The organism is Cyclobacterium sp. SOCE241 (assembly GCF_056867545.1).
Map to the genome: position 1 here is coordinate 1745719 of NZ_CP149779.1, position 15037 is coordinate 1760755.

The window sequence follows — 15037 nt, forward strand, 5'->3', positions numbered from 1 at the left end:
AACAGTAAGCATGGAGATTATAAAACCTTCAATTTAGTATTTTGATAGAATTTAAATAACAATACCCCAATTAGCAACAATGAAAAACCTAGGAATATTTGCCGTTCTTATACTGTTTTGGATGGCATGTGGCACAAAAAACAAGGAAATTGAATTATTTGATGGTCCTAGAAGGGCAGAAATATTATTTCTTGGCCATGACAATACTCACCATGATTCAGAAAAATTAATGCCTATTCTTGCCAAGCATCTATTTCAGAAAGGTATCAATCTTACTTACACCTATGACCTTAAAGATCTTAACGAAGAAAAATTAAGACTTTATGATGGGCTTATCATCTATGCCAATCATGAGGCTATTTCAGCAGAACAAGAAGTAGCGCTTAAAAATTATGTTGAAGGTGGTAAGGCTTTGATCCCTATTCACAGTGCCTCATTTTGTTTTCAAAATTCTGATTGGTTTATAGAGACTGTGGGAGGTCAATTTTCTTCTCATGGAACGGGTGAATTTAGTACGACTATTACAGATCCTTCCCATCCTGTGATGGGGGGATATCTTCTTTCACCACTTGGGATGAAACCTATGTGCACAGTCAATTAAACGAAGATATGACCATCTTGATGGAAAGGACTGAGGGAGATAGAAAAGAACCCTATACCTGGGTAAGAGAACAAGGAAAAGGACGTGTTTTTTATACTGCTTATGGTCATGACGAAAGGACATGGAATCAACCTGAATTTCAAAAATTAGTTGCCAATGGTGTATTATGGGCCATTGGAGACAAGGTGGCTAAACAGGTGGCTGAGTTTGATATACCTCAACCTCAATTTGAGGATGCGGAAATCCCCAACTATGAAAACAATGAACCTGCCCCCAGATACCAACTTCCACTTTCACCTGAAGAATCAATGAAATTGGTGCAGGTCCCTGTAGGTTTTGAATTGCAGCTTTTTGCTTCAGAACCGGACATTGTCAACCCAATGGCCATTACCTGGGATGATAAAGGACGGCTCTATGCCATTGAAACATCAGACTATCCCAATGAGGTAAGAAAAAGGGGGGCAATGATAAAATCAAAATTTTAGAAGATACCGATGGAGATGGAAAAGCCGACAAAATTACTGTTTTTGCAGATGGCCTAAATATTCCTACTAGCATGGTCTATGTCAATGGAGGTATATTGCTTTCCATGGCTCCAGATTTCCTATTTCTAAAAGACACCGATGGGGACGATAAGGCAGATATTAGGGAAACCATCATTACAGGTTGGGGAAAAAGTGACACTCATGCTGGTCCTTCGAATTTAAAATATGGTTTTGACAATAAAATTTGGGGTGTTTTAGGTTACTCCGGTTTTAAAGGAGAAACAGAGGGCAAAGCCTTGTCCTTTAGTCAGGGAGTTTACCGATTTTCTCCTGACGGCAGCAACCTTGAGTTCCTCGGCAATACCAGCAACAATACTTGGGGTTTAGGTTTCACTGAAGAATTTAACACCTTTATTTCCACTGCAAATGGCCAGCACAGCGCTTATCTTGCCATGCCCAATAAGTTTGTAAAACGACCAGTAAATGGAGGCTCTGTCAATGCTGTTCATGGTATAGACAGCCATTACGACATGCCACACCTTACACCTTTTTTACGTCAGGTAGATTGGCATGGCAGTTATACGGCCGCTGCCGGACACAATTTTTACACCGCTAGAAGCTTCCCAAAAACATACTGGAACAAAGTCGCTTTTGTAGCAGAACCTACGGGTAGGGTTTTACACAATGCTATTATAACTCCTGAAGGGTCTGGTTTTAAGGAGAAAAATGGCTTTAACCTGTTGGCAAGTTCGGATGAATGGTTTTCTCCTGTTCATGCCGAAGTGGGACCTGATGGCGCAGTATGGATCGCCGATTGGTACAACTTTATCATTCAACACAACCCTACGCCTAAGGGATTTGAAAACGGCGAGGGCAATGCCTATATTAATCCACTCCGAGATTCCAAACACGGCAGAATATACCGCCTAATCTATCAAGGAGGAGATTACAAAACCATGAACATCGATCCTTCGAATAACAAAGACCTTATAAGTGGCTTGAAAAGCGGTAATATGTTCTGGAGAATGACCGCTCAGAAGCTTATTGTAGAAAACCAAAATACCTCGATAATAGACGATTTACTTCAACTCATAGCTGACCAATCAGTAGATGAAATCGGATTAAATTCACCAGCCATACATGCTTTATGGACCTTACATGGAATAGGTGCTTTGGATGGAAGTAATGCTAAAGCTATAGAAGGAGCAACAAAGGCGCTGAAACACCCTGCTGCCGGAGTTAGAAAAAATGCCATTCGGGTATTACCTAAGAGCAAAGAGGCCTTAAAAGCCATTTTAGGCGCCAATCTGATTAAGGATAAAGATCTTAACACCCGAAAAGAAGCAATACTTGCCCTTGCAGAAATGCCTTCTTCATCTGATGTTTCAGATTTACTTTTAACTGCCTGTCAAGATGATGAAAATGCTGTTGATGAATATATTCCTCAAGCCTTATTCGCTGCAACGATCACCCATCCTTCTGCATTTGATGCTTCTTCAACTGCACTTCAGCAGATTGACAAAGCCGATTCATTATTGACTTTAGAAGAGCGAGTAGCCAAGAGCCTTCTCGAAGAACAATACAGTTTAGATAGAAGATCTGGAGTTCCGTTCCCCCCAAATAGCCGCAAAGGAAATTAGAATTCAGGCCACCTTAAGCAAAACAGATAAACCTTTGGAAGGGATAATCGTGGCACAAGGTAACAAGACCAATGGTTATAGTTTGTATATTCAAAACAATTCAATATACTGGTTGGTAAAACAAAATGGAAAAACCTACCAAGCTGTTTCAAGAGGAAAAATACCCAATCAACAATTTGTATTGAAAGCAAGCCTGAAGAAGGGTGGAACAATGGAAATAAGCATTGATGACATTGCACTTGCAAAAAGCAATGCCCAAGGCCTTTTACTGAAAATTTTGACCAAGATAGGGTTAGAATTGGGCATGATAACATGGGTTCTTCTCAGGTAGGAGAATACAAGGATCGTTTTTACTTTAATGGGAGAATGAATTCAAGGTCATCTTACCTCAACCTTAAAGTACCAATATTAGGGGATGAACTTAAATCCCTTGGATCAGAACAAACTCAGATTCCAACAAGCAGTGGTAATCCAGTAACTATCAAGATGGGAGTAATCGCCCATGAAATGAAATTTGATAAAGCCAGCTTTAAGGTGAAAGCAGGTCAACAGGTAACCATTGATTTCGTGAACAATGATTTTATGCAGCATAATCTATTGATAGGAAAAGTCGGAAGTTTGGAGGTCATAGGCAAAGCAGCAGATGAATTGGCGAGGGATCCCAAGGGCATCGACATAAATTTTATCCCAAAGATACCAGAGATAATTGCTGCTACTCCATTAGTGAATCCAGACAGCAATGAAAGCTTGGTATTCATTGCTCCAAGAACCCCGGGAGAATACCCATTTTTATGTACTGTTCCGGGGCACTGGAGAATAATGAATGGAATAATGATTGTAGAATAAGCGCAAAAATATAAATAAGATATGGCTTTAAACATTAAATTAGGGGTAAGCACTTGGCTTTGGACCTCTCCATTTGACACAGCAACTGTTTCTCTATTCCCTAAAATCAAGGAAATGGGTTTTGACACTGTAGAAATACCGGTAGAAGATCCCTACTTAATAGACACCAAAATAGTAAGCAAGGCTTTAAAAGACAATGGCCTCTCTCCTATCATTTGTGCTGCTTTCGGCACAAATAGAGACCTAACCCATGATGACCCTTCATTTCATCAAACCAGTTTAGATTATATTCAGGCCTGTTTCGATACCAGTGCAGCCCTAGGAGCTAAATTTGTAGCCGGACCAATGTATTCAGCTGTAGGTAAAGCTCGCTTGGTATCTCCTGAGCAAAAAAATTGAATGGCAGAGAGCCGTATCCAATTTGGAGAAGGTTTGTCGGATGGCTGAGAATTCAGGTCAAAAAATTGCTCTAGAACCTTTAAATAGGTTTGAAACCGACCTGATCAACACTACCTCTGATTTGATGAAGTTGATAGCAGACATCAATCATCCTGCTGCCGGAGTACTGCTTGATGGATTTCATATGAATATTGAAGAACCAAGCATCGAAGCAGCAATTTTACAGGCAGGTGAAAAACTCATCCATGTGCAGGTGTCTGAAAATCACCGAGGAACTCCGGGAACCGGGCAAACTCGGTGGGAAGAATTTAGGACAGGACTCGAAAAAATCAATTATCAAGGAGCAGTAACGATAGAAAGTTTCACACCTGAAATAAAAGAATTGGCCGGGGCGGTATGCATATGGCGTAATTTTGCAGAGAGCCAGGACAAATTTGCGGCTGAGGGCTATAAATTTTTAAAGAATTGGTCTATTCAATAAACCAAAATTAATCATAAGTATAAACCCAAAATTTGTGGAAATGAATAAAAAACTAAACATTGCAATCATAGGACTGGGATTTGGTGCAGAATTTATCCCTATCTATCAAAAACATCCTGAAGCAAATATATATGCCATTTGCCAAAGGAATAAAGAAAAATTGAATGAGATAGGTAATGCATTTGGGATAGAAAAAAGATATTCTGACTATGATGAATTGCTAAAAGACCCTGAAATCGATGCGGTTCACATTAACACACCAATACAAGCACATGCAGAACAATCCCTTAAAGCTTTACGGGCCGGCAAACATGTAGCTTGTACTGTTCCCATGGCTACAACAGTGGAAGAGTGTCGTCAAATCGTGGAAGAAACCGAGCGAACGGGTCTTACTTATATGATGATGGAGACAGTAATTTATAGTCGGGAGTTCTTATTTGTTAAGGAGATGTATGAAAGTGGGGCCATGGGAAAACTTCAATTTTTGCGAGCAAGTCATCAACAAGAAATGGCAGGTTGGCCAGGCTACTGGGAAGGCCTGCCTCCCATGCATTATGCCACCCATTGTGTAGGGCCGGTATTGGCTTTACCTAAGGCAGAGGCAGAATATGTATCATGCTTTGGTTCAGGAAGGATAGATGATAAGCTGATAGAAAAATACGGCTCTCCTTTTGCCATTGAGAGTTGCCATATCAAATTAAAAGACAGTGACCTTTCTGCAGAAGTAACTCGCTCTCTTTTCAATACTGCCCGGCAGTACAGAGAGAGCTTTGATGCCTACGGATCAGAAAAATCTTTTGAATGGACATTGATTGAACACGAGGACAGCGTAGTGCATACCGGAGAAGTCCCTGAAAAAATTAAAATCCCTGATTATGCGCATTTACTACCTGAAGAAATTGCTCCATTCACTACTTCTGGAGTATATGATGAAGAGGACAATCAACACTTATCCTTTATTCAAGGGGCAGGCCATGGAGGATCGCACCCCCACTTGGTACATGAGTTTATCAGTGCTTTGCAAGAAAAGCGGGATCCTTATCCGAATGCCAGACAATCTGCCAACATTACTTGTGTAGGTATTTTAGCGCATGAATCGGCCATGAAAGGTGGAGAAAAATCAAACTTCCATCCTTCACTTTTAATAGATAAAGGAATTATTAAAAAAGGGCTTGAACAGATGATGTCCGAGCCCTTTTCATGCCAAACATTTTCAAACATCCTTTAAATAAATGATATTTTATGATTAAGGTCAATTCATCCATTAGCTTGGATTAATATAGTTGTATTCAAGGTTACACCAGAAGTTTAAACTATTTTTTAAAGTATTTAAAAGAAACCATCAAGATTTCTTTAATTTTGCAAAACAGCACTAAATATTACGCCAAATTTATCAGGGTAAAGGTATTTTTTCACCTATTCAAATAACTAAACAAAATTGAATGAACATAACAATTGAGAATATCATATTGATAGGCTCTGTGCTATTATTTATTAGCATCATTGTCGGAAAGCCAAGTTACCGTTTTGGGATACCAACTTTATTGCTTTTCCTAACCATAGGAATGTTAGCCGGCTCAGATGGTATTGGTGGTATCTATTTTGACAATCCTGAAGTTGCACAATTTATAGGTATTGTTTCTCTCAATTTCATCCTTTTTTCTGGTGGCTTAGACACCAAATGGCCTTCGGTCAAACCGGTTCTAAAGGAAGGCATAGTACTTTCCACACTTGGAGTCTTTTTAACAGCCCTAGGTCTGGGATATTTCGTTTATTGGATCACTGATTTTACTTTATTTGAGAGTCTGCTTTTGGGGGCGATAGTTTCTTCCACTGATGCTGCAGCAGTATTTTCGATATTAAGGGGAAAATCTAGCCTTGAAAAAGAATTTAAGGCCCACATTGGAATTGGAAAGCGGAAGTAATGATCCCATGGCCTATGTATTGACCATCGCATTTTTATCATTGGTACAGGAGCCTGATAAAGGTATTGCCTCAATCCTACCACTTTTTATCTTACAAATGCTTATAGGTGGTGTTTCAGGACTTCTTTTTGGTAAACTTAGCAAATGGATTATTAATAATATTAAACTTGATTTTGAAGGGCTTTATCCTGCATTGACCATTGCCTTGATGTTCATAACTTTTTCTGCTACAAATACAGTTTATGGTAATGGGTTTCTGGCCATTTATATATGTTCAGTCTACCTAGGCAACCAAAACATTATTCATAAAAACACCATACTAAAAATGTTTGATGGCTTGGCTTGGTTGATGCAAATTGTATTGTTCCTCACTCTGGGCTTACTGGTCTTCCCCACACAGATAATTCCATATATAGGCATTGGACTAATCATTTCATTATTCTTGATATTTATTGCTCGTCCGCTAGCAGTATTTATCTCTCTCATACCATTTAAAATGAAACTTCGGCGCAGGTTTTATATTTCTTGGGTGGGATTAAGGGGAGCTGTTCCTATTGTTTTTGCTACTTATCCATTACTCGCAGGTATTGAAAAAGCCAATGTAATTTTCAACATCGTCTTCTTTGTGGCGCTTAGCTCTGTTTTGATTCAGGGCACCACCATTTCCCTGGTAGCAAAATGGCTCAAAGTAGGTCTTCCGGAAAGCGCAAAAAAACCTAAACTCACTGATGAGTTCATGGAAGAACATCCCAAGACCATTTTGAGAGAGATAAAAATCAAAAAATACGGAGGCAATAGGGAAACAAATTGTAGATTTAAATTTCCCTAAAAACGCCATCATTGCAATGATAGAACGGGACGACAACTACCTCATGCCTAATGGATCTACCATATTGGAAGTAAATGATAAATTAGTGGTTTTAACCGATAAAATAGAAAATATAAAAGATGTATACGCTTGCCTAAATATTGATGAAGGGTAGGAAAGTAGGATACTGACAGACCATTTATTATCTTAGTATAACTACAAAATCATCATATTTTGTTTAGTGAATTTTATTTTTTTGATTGTGAATCAACCCTTTACGTTCATATTTCAATAAAAACAAATTTCAACAATTGAATATTGACATATTTATTTATCTTTAAAAATTGAATGAAAAGTGATAGTGAGATTAGAACCATAATTTAACAGCTTATAGCAATCTTATTGTCAGGAAATCCGAATTAACTAGGTTTCTTTATACCCAAAATAGTTTTAAAATTTATTATTGCTAAAATCACCCAAAAAGGTTTTTGACCTTTTCACTTTAGCAGTCATAATAATTATTCTGTAGGCCTTAGCAGAATTTGAGAATGGTTTTATTTATAGTTTAGCAGAGGTAGATAATCCCTTGTTAATACGATCCCTTAGTAAATTGTAAATGAATAATGCTTGCATAATGTCTCCATTCTTAGGTTCGATTGCAACAACATAATTCCTACATGACCGAAAAATAAATAAGTTACACACCTTATTTATTTTATTATATCAATTATTAATATATTTATATTTATTTTAGATTTTCAGGTTTCATTTAATGGGATGAATAAACAAAATCCATAATGCAAACTATTTTATAGAATTACTGTTATTTAATTTAAAGCTTATTAAATAAAATTAAGGATGATAATTAGCCAATCGACTATATAATTAATCGAATACCCTTATCTTATGGTATCTAATAGTACATTTAAACTCGAAGGACGCATATTTAGCAAAGTTGTGGTTGCTTTATGTTTACTTATTAGCATATCGGTAATCTTAGGTTGGATTTTAGAACTGGCTGGTATATTGAGCATTATCTCTCAGGCTGCCACAATGAAATTCAATACAGCATTAATCTTTCTTTTTCGGGAATCATTTTACTCCTATCAGAAAAAAACATTTCGGATCAAAACCCCTTTATAAGACATTGTCCTATCTAATAATTTTTATTGGGACATTTACTTTGGCTGAGCATTTGGGTTTGTCAATTGTATCAATAGACAACCTGATTATTCCGGATGAATTGACAGCAAAAAACCCCGGAAGAATGTCTCCGGCTACCGCCATTTGTTCAATTTTAATCGGTGTTGGTTTTTTAGCTGGTTTATCTACGGAAAAGAACACCAACAAAGTGGGCTTGTATGCAATCAAGTTTACAGCTATAATTTCTCTCATAGCCATCATTTCCTATATCCTTTTAATACCACTTTCTAGCAAATCTTCATTCTATAAATCAATGGCCATTCACACTTCCGGGCTATTTCTTTTGATTTCAACCTTACAATTATTTAACAACCCAAATTCTTCTTTTCACCAGATAGTAAATGAGGATTACGAAGGAAGTAAGTTAACTAGAAAAATTCTGCCGGTAATAATTCTGTTTCCTATACTTTCTAGTTTTATACTCATTCTAGCTATTAATCAGGAAGTCATTTCAACTGAATTTGGCTTGGTAGCTTATGCAGCTGTTTTTATTCCCTTAAGTATAATTTATGTATCCTATATCGCTGTAAGTCTTAATAAATCTGAGAAAGAAAGACGAAAACTTGCCAAGGAACTGGAGGAAAGCAATAAGTATTACCTCAAACGATTCCAGCAGGGAGTGGATCAGGTATCACTCATTGGTACATTGGACACCAACCTAAACTTTACTTACGTAAATGATCTATTCTGCGAGGTATTGAAATATAATAAAGATGAAATATTAAATAAAAATATTTCCATTCTACGGTCAGGTCATCATAACGTCGAATTCTATACTGATTTATGGAAAAAAGTTGAATCAGGAGAAATTTGGGTTGATGAAATTAAAAACAAAGCAAAGGATGGCTCCTATCATTGGACATTAACGGCAATTATCCCTTTTAAAAATGAGAAAGGCGAAATTTTTGAATACATGTCTTTGAGTCAAAATATTACTGATAGAAAAACCGCCGAAGAGTCAAAAGGTGAATATCTCAAAAAGTTAGAATATAAAAACAAAGAACTTGAGCAATTTGCTTATGTAGCAAGTCACGATCTCCAAGAACCTTTACGGACCGTAAACAATTTTACGGAATTACTTGCAAAAAGGCGAACCGATTACTTTGATGAATTGGGGTTGAAAAGCTTACAATTCATTCAAGACGCTACGAGCAGGATGAGTGAGCTTATCAAAAATTTATTAGATTATAACCGGTTGGACAAAGACAATATCTTGACTAAGATCGATTGCAACCAATTGGTTAAAGATGTAAAAAAAGACCTTAGCATGAATATCAAAGATGCTGAGGCTACCATAATTTACAATAATTTACCTATTTTATTGGGTTATGAAACCCCACTGCGTTTGCTGTTCCAGAACCTCATCAACAACGCAATAAAGTTCAGAAAAAAGACACCAAACCAATTATTGAAATTAATGCTAAACTTAATGGCGATGAATGGCTTTTTCTATTCAGGACAATGGCATTGGCATTCCTACTAAATATAAGGATAAAATTTTCGTAATTTTCCAAAGACTCCACAACAAAAACGAGTACGAAGGCTCAGGTATTGGACTTGCTCATTGTAGAAAAATTGTAGATCTGCATCAAGGTCAAATTTGGGTAGATTCGATAGATGATGAAGGTAGCACCTTCTATTTTACCATAAAAATTAAAGAACATGACTAAGAAAGTTAAATGCATACTATTGATTGATGATGATGAACCAACAAATTTTTTACATAAAATAATAATAAATGATTCAGGTCGGGCTGAAAAAGTAGTTGCCGTTCATAGTGGTTTTGAGGCGCTGGAATATTTAGAAAAAATGGAAGGCGGAAAATACCCTCAGCCAGAATTAATCTTTCTTGATATAAATATGCCGGCAATGAATGGATGGGAATTCCTCGAAGAGTATGATCAACTGGACGAAGGAAAAAAGGTAAAATTGTAGTAGTCATGTTAACCACATCAATTAACCCCGATGATAAAGAAAAAGCATTAAGCAAAGGCTTTATTAACGGATTTTTTAATAAACCCCTTACTGTTGAAATGATAGAAAAAGTTATTGATGAAAATTTTTAGTTTACTTCTATTTTAAATAAATAATAAACTAATCCGAGACCTGCTAATGAAAAGATTGGCAGGTCTACATTTATCTAGATCATAAACCGGTAAGTCTCCTAAATATTTAAATAAAAGCAAATTTAGTATTGGTTTATTTTCCTTTTCAGTTTTTTACCAAATAAATAATCAATTTTAATTAATAATCCATATATTATTAACTAATTTAGGTTAATATTAAGTAGATATCACCACTCTATTAACCTGTGAATTACAGTAATTGAACATTTAGTTTCTTTCGAAGATTCCTTATTTTAACTTATAAAAACTATTTTCAATTCAACTAATTAACTTTTTTATTGAACAAAAATTTAATTTAACCGTAACCCATACCATTACATTATCGACTATTTTTTTAATTTAAATAGTGAATTTATTTATCTTTATATTTTCAAAATTTATTCAGCAATTCATTTAGCCAGAGCTATACCCATAATTCATGAAAAAATCTGTTACAAATAACAGTTTAAACCCAAAATTATCTGAATCAATAATTAAAAATATTGAAGGTTTGGCAATAATTATTAGTTTATTTTTAAGCTTCACTGTATTGCTAGGTTGGTATTTTGAGGAAAAACAAATATTAAGTATAATTCCCGGCAGTGCCACAATGAAATTTAACACGGCTATGGTATTTCTACTGACAGGCATATTATTAGTTATCCAAAAAACAAAAAAACAGCAATTCTATTTATTTATTACTCATTGGCTCTAATCATTGTCATTATAGGAGTATTTACCTTATTAGAATATACCGGGTGGTCAGTATTTTCAATTGACAATTTATTTGTATCAGATAAATTTTCTTCAAAGTATCCCGGAAGAATGTCTCCGGCCACAGCAGTTTGTTCAGTATTTCTTGGGTTAGGGTTTATCGCAGAAATTTCAGCTAACAATTTCTTTAAGAAAGCAGCGGGATTTTTAAATGCCTTGATCGTCTTTATTTCTATCCTTGCCATTACCGCTTACATTTTATTTATTCCAATGGGGCATAAAGGAATACTTTTTCAATCTATGGCCATTCATACTTCTCTACTGTTCTTTTTAATTTCCATTTTAAAAATTTTAAAAAATACAAAACATGAGCTTCTCCCGTTGATTTGGGGAAATTTTGCAGGTAGCAAATTGATTCGAAAGGTATTGCCATTGATGATACTCTTTCCAATTATTTTCAATTACCTTTTGGTAATTGCAATTGAAAAAGAATTATTTTCGTTCGATTTTGGCTTGATTGCCTACGCTACGATTTTTATACCGTTAAGCATATTTTATATCACTTACATTGCTCTGGGATTAAATAAAACTGATATAGAAAAGCAATTGGTAGAAAATGACTTTAGAAAGAGCAATAGGTATTTAAAACAATTTAAAAATGGAATAGATAAAGCTTTTATTTTGGCAATAACCGATAAATATGGAGTGATCACTGAAGTAAACGAAACTTTCTGTAAAATTTCAAAATATGGCGAAAATGAATTGATTGGTAAAACCCATTCCATCCTAAACTCGGGTCACCATGATAAACAATTTTTTACCAAAATGTGGAAAACCATAAGGTCCGGAGAAATTTGGATTGATGAAATTAAAAATAAAGCCAAGGATGGTTCATATTATTGGGTATTAACAGCCATTGTTCCCTTTAAGAATGAAGACAATCAAATAACAGAATTTATGGCTTTAAGGCAAGATATTACTGATAGAAAAAATGCCGAGGAGGATCGGTTACAATACTTAAAAAAGCTAGAGTACAAAAACAAAGAATTAGAACAATTCGCCTTTGTCGCCAGCCATGATCTTCAAGAACCCTTGCGTACAGTTATTAATTTCACAGATCTTCTTGCCAGAAAGCAAAAACATCATTTTGATGACATTGGTATTAAAAGTCTAGATTTCATTCAAGAAGCAACAGTAAGAATGAGTCAACTAATCAAAAGCCTCTTGGACTATAACAGAATAGATAAAAACAGCAAACTTTCACGGATCGCGTGTAATGAACTCATTGAAGAAATCAAAATTGACCTTGATAAAAAAATTGCAGATGCCGATGCAACTGTTATTGTTAACACCTTACCTACAATAATAGGTTATGAAACTCCATTAAGGTTGTTATTTCAAAATTTAATTTCGAATGGGATTAAATTTAGAAGTAAAGAAGTTAAACCTTATATAGAAATAACTGCCAGACCTATGGCAGATGGTTTTTTATTTATGGTTAAAGACAATGGCATTGGAATATCTGCTAATCATCAAGAGAAAATCTTTGAAATTTTTAAGCGACTCCATAGTAAAGATGAATATGATGGCTCTGGAATAGGCCTGGCTCATTGCAGGAAAATAGTAGATTTGCATGGTGGCAAAATATGGGTAGATTCAACTCCAGGTAGCGGAAGTACTTTTAGTTTTACGATAAAAACAGTTTATAATGAGAAAAAAGATCAATTGCATCCTATTGATTGATGATGATAAAGCGACTAATTTCCTTCATAATGAAATTATTATGGAAACAAATTTGGTGGAAAGGGTAGTTGAAGTACTAAGTGGATATGAAGCATTAGAGTATTTAGAAAAGATGGAAGACGGTAAATACCCTCAACCTGATATTATTTTTCTAGACATCAATATGCCTGCCATGAGCGGATGGGAATTCCTTGAGGAATATGATAAATTGGATGAAGGGAAAAAAGCTAAAATTGTGGTTGTCATGTTGACCACATCAGTCAACCCGGATGACAAAGATAAAGCAAAAAGCAAAGGATTAATCAATGGTTTTTTTAATAAACCTTTGACATTTGAAATGATAGAAAGAGTGATTGATGAAAATTTCTAAAAAATCTTTGCCTATTAAGTTCTCTAGATTTTAAGTGTTTAAAATGAATAAAAGATTGAGGACTAAACCTCAATCTTTTATTGAAACAAGGATGGGTATAATTTAAGCTTATCTTATTTATTAATAATCCAATCCACTTTTGCTATTCTGGACAGACCTATGCCATTCAACTAGTTCTGCCTCTAAGGTATGGGCAACCTCCGGAAACACATCAATGACATTGTTCTTTTCGGAGGGATCTTTCAACAAATCATAGAGTTCAAATGATTGAAGATCCTCATTGCCGATAAGTTTATATTGATGTGTTACCCAAGAAGTATGTGGTTTACAAATAAACCCCATAGGTTTTTGTCTTATGGTTTCTTCCCCTGAATGGCCTTCAAAATACTAACTCCATCAAGTGGCCTGGTATCGGGATAGTCAAGTTCCAATACATCCAGAATGGTTGGAAGGTAATCGCTTGTAAATGCGGGAAAATCTATCTTTCTGCCACCTTTAATATTATTTTTCCAAATCATAAATGCAGGAACCCTTACTCCTCCTTCATATAAACTTCTTTTTTGACCACGAAAAGGCCCTGCACTTCCCGGGGTTCGTTCTTCAGGACCATTGTCGCTGCAAAAGAAAATAATGGTTTCCTCAGCAATTCCGGCCTTCTCCAATGCTTCCCAGAGCCTGCCAATTTGCTGGTCCATGGCGGTAATAGAGCCATAATACAATTGCTCAGGCAATTTCATATCCGGATATTCATTCCTAAATGAACTATCAGTAACAACCGGTAAATGAGGGGTATGAAACCAAATTGTTGAAAAGAAAGGTTGATTCTTTTCCTGCGCTCCGTTTATAAAAGGGATAACCCTATCTATTATAACACGTGAATCATCACCGGTTAAATTGATTGTTTCTCTCTGGTTTTCACCTTTCCAATAGAACGTGCCATAATCACTCGTACTATCATTTTGTTCCACTGCCCTCCAACCAAAACGCATACTTTCTCCTTCAATAAACTCCTTAGGATAAACCATAGGATCATAAGTGGGCACTTTTGATTCCGTACTAAAAAATGTGGTATATCCATGTTCTGAAGGAATTGAATAATCTTTAAGAAACGTTGCTTTTCCTCCCCGGTTAGCGTCAGGAACATCTTTTGACAATGTTCCTAAATGCCATTTTCCAAAATGCCCTGTTGCATATCCTTCTTCTTCAAGTAACTCTGAGATGGTTATTTCTTCAGGTTTCATATGACCTGTATTTGCATAAGGAATATCCATTCTTAATGGATTCCTTCCTGTAATCAAACTTGCTCTAGTGGGTGAGCACACTGCTGATGCTGAGTAAAATCTATTAAAAACAACTCCATTGGATGCCAATAGATCAAGGTTTGGCGTCTTTATCAGGGTATTTCCATTAAACCCCGCATCATACCATCCTTGGTCATCTGTCATAATTAAAATAATGTTGGGATTCTTTCGAGGGCTTTGACAAGATGAAAAAAGCACCATAAAACAAAACAAAAGACTAGTTAACTTATTCATGGAGTTAATTTTTGCTTTTCAAAGGTTAATCAATCAAAGGTTGAATATACTTGTTTTTGTTTAAATTAAAATCTACACTTCCTTTCACACTACTGGTAGATTTATCACCCAAACCCAAATGTCACTTTATCAAAAAGGCCCCGACCAAAGAATTTTGATCAGGGCCTTCAATTGTTGAAGCT

11 protein-coding genes and 3 pseudogenes are annotated in these 15037 nt (G+C 35.8%); 12 read left to right on the top strand and 2 right to left on the bottom strand.

The genetic code is table 11. From position 1 onward, the window contains the following. The first annotated feature begins 79 nt into the window (after window positions 1-79). The 12 genes and pseudogenes from WG932_RS08540 (at window position 80) to WG932_RS08595 (ending at window position 13320) form a co-directional block, all read left to right on the top strand. Window positions 80-3572, top strand: a pseudogene (locus tag WG932_RS08540) (PVC-type heme-binding CxxCH protein). Between the two features lie 21 nt (window positions 3573-3593). Continuing rightward, window positions 3594-3971, top strand: coding sequence for a sugar phosphate isomerase/epimerase family protein (locus tag WG932_RS08545; RefSeq protein WP_483087641.1), 378 nt, complete (start codon window positions 3594-3596; stop codon window positions 3969-3971). A gap of 40 nt (window positions 3972-4011) precedes the next feature. Beyond that, window positions 4012-4452 (top strand): sugar phosphate isomerase/epimerase family protein, encoded by a 441-nt coding sequence (locus tag WG932_RS08550; protein WP_483087642.1) that lies wholly within the window; start codon window positions 4012-4014, stop codon window positions 4450-4452. Window positions 4453-4492: 40 nt separating this feature from the next. Further along, window positions 4493-5604, top strand: a pseudogene (locus WG932_RS08555) (Gfo/Idh/MocA family protein). Between the two features lie 290 nt (window positions 5605-5894). Continuing rightward, a pseudogene (locus WG932_RS08560) lies at window positions 5895-7360 on the top strand (potassium/proton antiporter). A gap of 972 nt (window positions 7361-8332) precedes the next feature. Further along, window positions 8333-9871 carry a sensor histidine kinase gene (locus WG932_RS08565; RefSeq protein ID WP_483087643.1) on the top strand — a complete coding sequence of 513 codons (1539 nt, stop codon included), beginning with the start codon at window positions 8333-8335 and terminating at the stop codon, window positions 9869-9871. Further along, window positions 9828-10058, top strand: a complete 231-nt coding sequence (locus WG932_RS08570) for a sensor histidine kinase (protein ID WP_483087644.1) — start codon at window positions 9828-9830, stop codon at window positions 10056-10058. The genes WG932_RS08565 and WG932_RS08570 overlap by 44 nt, the downstream gene beginning before the upstream one ends. After that, window positions 10051-10323: a response regulator gene (locus tag WG932_RS08575; protein WP_483087645.1), complete on the top strand. Its 273-nt coding sequence runs from the start codon at window positions 10051-10053 to the stop codon at window positions 10321-10323. The genes WG932_RS08570 and WG932_RS08575 overlap by 8 nt, the downstream gene beginning before the upstream one ends. Before the next feature lie 5 nt (window positions 10324-10328). Further along, window positions 10329-10454: a hypothetical protein gene (locus WG932_RS08580; protein WP_483087646.1), complete on the top strand. Its 126-nt coding sequence runs from the start codon at window positions 10329-10331 to the stop codon at window positions 10452-10454. A gap of 478 nt (window positions 10455-10932) precedes the next feature. Continuing rightward, a complete protein-coding gene (locus WG932_RS08585) occupies window positions 10933-11208 on the top strand; it encodes a hypothetical protein (RefSeq protein WP_483087647.1) in 276 nt (91 codons plus the stop codon). Then, entirely contained in the window at window positions 11199-12950 is a 1752-nt protein-coding gene (locus tag WG932_RS08590) for a sensor histidine kinase (RefSeq protein ID WP_483087648.1), read from the top strand. The genes WG932_RS08585 and WG932_RS08590 overlap by 10 nt, the downstream gene beginning before the upstream one ends. Then, window positions 12916-13320 (top strand): response regulator, encoded by a 405-nt coding sequence (locus tag WG932_RS08595; protein ID WP_014022795.1) that lies wholly within the window; start codon window positions 12916-12918, stop codon window positions 13318-13320. The genes WG932_RS08590 and WG932_RS08595 overlap by 35 nt, the downstream gene beginning before the upstream one ends. Window positions 13321-13440: 120 nt before the next feature. On the opposite strand, the gene WG932_RS08600 is transcribed toward WG932_RS08595, so the two are convergent. Next, window positions 13441-13662, bottom strand: a complete 222-nt coding sequence (locus tag WG932_RS08600; protein WP_483087649.1) for a sulfatase/phosphatase domain-containing protein — start codon at window positions 13660-13662, stop codon at window positions 13441-13443. Window positions 13663-13673: 11 nt separating this feature from the next. Further along, window positions 13674-14765 (bottom strand): sulfatase-like hydrolase/transferase, encoded by a 1092-nt coding sequence (locus WG932_RS08605; protein WP_483087650.1) that lies wholly within the window; start codon window positions 14763-14765, stop codon window positions 13674-13676. Between the last annotated feature and the right edge of the window lie 272 nt (window positions 14766-15037).

What these genes read in the sequence shown, in the direction of transcription:
- WG932_RS08545 (WP_483087641.1), top strand. Translation starts at nt 3,594, where the DNA reads ATGGCTTTAAACATTAAATTAGGGGTAAGCACTTGGCTTTGGACCTCT.
- WG932_RS08550 (WP_483087642.1), top strand. Translation starts at nt 4,012, where the DNA reads ATGGCTGAGAATTCAGGTCAAAAAATTGCTCTAGAACCTTTAAATAGG.
- WG932_RS08570 (WP_483087644.1), top strand. Translation starts at nt 9,828, where the DNA reads ATGGCTTTTTCTATTCAGGACAATGGCATTGGCATTCCTACTAAATAT.
- WG932_RS08575 (WP_483087645.1), top strand. Translation starts at nt 10,051, where the DNA reads ATGACTAAGAAAGTTAAATGCATACTATTGATTGATGATGATGAACCA.
- WG932_RS08580 (WP_483087646.1), top strand. Translation starts at nt 10,329, where the DNA reads ATGTTAACCACATCAATTAACCCCGATGATAAAGAAAAAGCATTAAGC.
- WG932_RS08585 (WP_483087647.1), top strand. Translation starts at nt 10,933, where the DNA reads ATGAAAAAATCTGTTACAAATAACAGTTTAAACCCAAAATTATCTGAA.
- WG932_RS08595 (WP_014022795.1), top strand. Translation starts at nt 12,916, where the DNA reads ATGAGAAAAAAGATCAATTGCATCCTATTGATTGATGATGATAAAGCG.
- WG932_RS08600 (WP_483087649.1), bottom strand. Translation starts at nt 13,662, where the DNA reads ATGGGGTTTATTTGTAAACCACATACTTCTTGGGTAACACATCAATAT.
- WG932_RS08605 (WP_483087650.1), bottom strand. Translation starts at nt 14,765, where the DNA reads ATGACAGATGACCAAGGATGGTATGATGCGGGGTTTAATGGAAATACC.